We start from the raw sequence: 2,121 nt of genomic DNA on the forward strand, positions 1-2,121 counted from the left end.
TAATGAGTTTCTCAATTACTTCGAAATAATCCTCAGTCGACAGCCAGATAAAGAAAATCCCATTCATAATTATTGTTGCATAAAAGACAAACCTGAATACAGGTTTCCTTGTTTTATGCCTCAGTCTGGCTTGCGCTACCAGCGCTCCTGGCCATCCCCCTAAGAAAGACATCATGTGAAGTGTTGATTCAGGTATTCTCCAACTCCCTGATTGCGCCGACGCCTTGTCAATTGAATAAGTAATATATGTGATAAAACTGGCAAAGATATAGATCATGGCAATAATTACAGGAACAGCTTTAACCATACTCAAAACCCCAATTAGCAAAAGAAAAATGACAGCAACTATACTGGATATATTAGTATTTTTATCTACTTGGGTTTGTTTCGTTTTAAAAAAACCAAGATGAACATCACTGGCACAAAGTCTCTGCTGAGAATCAACAGATTTTGTGTAAGTTACGACGTCACCGACGGCAGGGCGCCTGCGTTTTTTACTAAATGACTTGATATGAACAAAAACAGGCTCCCCATCTATCATTGGTGAAATGAAACCGTATCCCTTAGCGTCATTCCATTGCTTGATTTTCCCTTTTAAGCGCAAACTTTCACCTATAACGTCTCAGCTCACAGGCCGCGCGCTGTTTGCGCGGTCCTCGTGGAGCTGCTTGTTAGAAGGAATATTCCTGTCTAATATAATTAACGTAGGCAATATTAAAAGTAAGAAGAATTGTATTACAGGCATTATTCCCCAAAGATAATAAAAGTAGATTTTATTATAGAGTGGTATTTTTGTGCTAGGTAAAACTTTGAGTTTTAAATACTCCATGTGCAGATAATCGGCAATAGGATTATTTTTGGAGTTTTCAAAAACACCTTGTATATGTTCTAAAGCCCAGCTAAATTCTAAGATTCTAAAAAACGCAAACATCAAAGTTGCGAAAAATGCTAAACGGAGACCAAACGATTTTCCATACAATAGTATGACCCCACCAATAATACCTAGAACTAGCATAGTAAAGTGATACGCAACTAGAAATTGGGAGTTTCCTATCGTATTCAGAGGGAAAAATGAATACGAATAAGGCGCCCAAAGAAAAAGCAAGGAATATCCTACAATACAGTTTTCTTTAGGTCTCAATCTTATTCCTTCTAACGATTGAACTCAGCGGCGCGCCTTTGGCGCGTCGCTGTGGAGTGATTTGTTATGCGGCAACTTCGACGTATGAAGAACGGCTGGTAGGTGTTGGAATTTCATAACCCTCTTCCTTAAGTCCATCAATATGAAATTCAATGGCCTCGTGCATATTTTGCTCGGTTTCCTCTGGGGTTTTACCTGTTGAAACACAACCAGGTAGATCTGGTGAGTAGGCGGAATACCCTGAGTCAGATTTTTCTATAATAATCAGATATTTCATAATTTGAGTCCTGCCTGTTTCAGAATACTGTTTATTGTAGCTGGTGCGAGGTCATCTTTCATCTTACCGGGAACCGTCACGAGTCCTTTTTTCGTAGAATGTTTGTATTGCCGGTGACTTCCTCGTGTTCTTACATGGAACCAGCCGTCATTTTCAATCAGTTTTATAGCTTCCTTAACTTTCAAATTGTATTCCTTAAAATGTATTTCATTCTATTGACGCATAACGTTTGAATTCAGCCGGCCGCGTAAGCGGGTCGGCTGGAATGATTGGTTATGTCGTAGGCCATATTTGTAATGCTCCACATTCTTTCCACGGCCCACATAGTATCCATATTTCATTAAATTTATTGTTTGAAGGTATTTCTATACGGTTAATAAATCTTTCAAATTCAGAAGTATCGTACAGTGGGTTACCTATTCTCACTAAAAGCCAACATGGTTCACCCATGTAGTCTTTATTACAATGCTCGCGAATTGTTTCATTTAACGGCTCAACTATCCTATCATCCATATTCAGTGAAACTGTATTTTTGAAATCTTCTTCTGCTGACGGTTCCGCCGAGGTATCTCTTCGCAAAACTTTCCGAACATCTACACTTGTTCCATATGCATGAGCAACTTCTATATACAAATCACTATCATTAAGATCGCATTTTAAATCAGGATATGGTGTTTTGAGATGTTCTTTAAATTCTAATTTT

General features: G+C 38.4%; 4 protein-coding genes. All 4 read right to left on the minus strand.

Translation table 11 applies throughout. The annotated features are described in order from the left end of the window. The coding region (locus tag RLO81_RS20190) for a DUF1294 domain-containing protein (RefSeq protein WP_350116217.1) at nt 1-604 on the minus strand (604 nt) is incomplete at its 3' end. 601 nt (nt 605-1,205) lie between these two features. Beyond that, nucleotides 1,206-1,418: a type II toxin-antitoxin system HicB family antitoxin gene (locus RLO81_RS20195; protein ID WP_350116220.1), complete on the minus strand. Its 213-nt coding sequence runs from the start codon at nt 1,416-1,418 to the stop codon at nt 1,206-1,208. After that, nucleotides 1,415-1,603 (minus strand): type II toxin-antitoxin system HicA family toxin, encoded by a 189-nt coding sequence (locus RLO81_RS20200; RefSeq protein ID WP_350116223.1) that lies wholly within the window; start codon nt 1,601-1,603, stop codon nt 1,415-1,417. Before RLO81_RS20200 ends, RLO81_RS20195 begins: the two co-directional genes overlap by 4 nt. 88 nt (nt 1,604-1,691) lie before the next feature. Next, the coding region (locus tag RLO81_RS20205; protein ID WP_350116226.1) for a hypothetical protein at nt 1,692-2,121 on the minus strand (430 nt) is incomplete at its 5' end.

The organism is Fulvivirga sp., assembly GCF_040220315.1.
Lineage (GTDB): Bacteria > Bacteroidota > Bacteroidia > Cytophagales > Cyclobacteriaceae > Fulvivirga.

Bases quoted from the DNA above. Each gene is read 5' to 3' on its own strand.
- RLO81_RS20195 (WP_350116220.1), bottom strand. From the start codon at position 1,418: ATGAAATATCTGATTATTATAGAAAAATCTGACTCAGGGTATTCCGCC.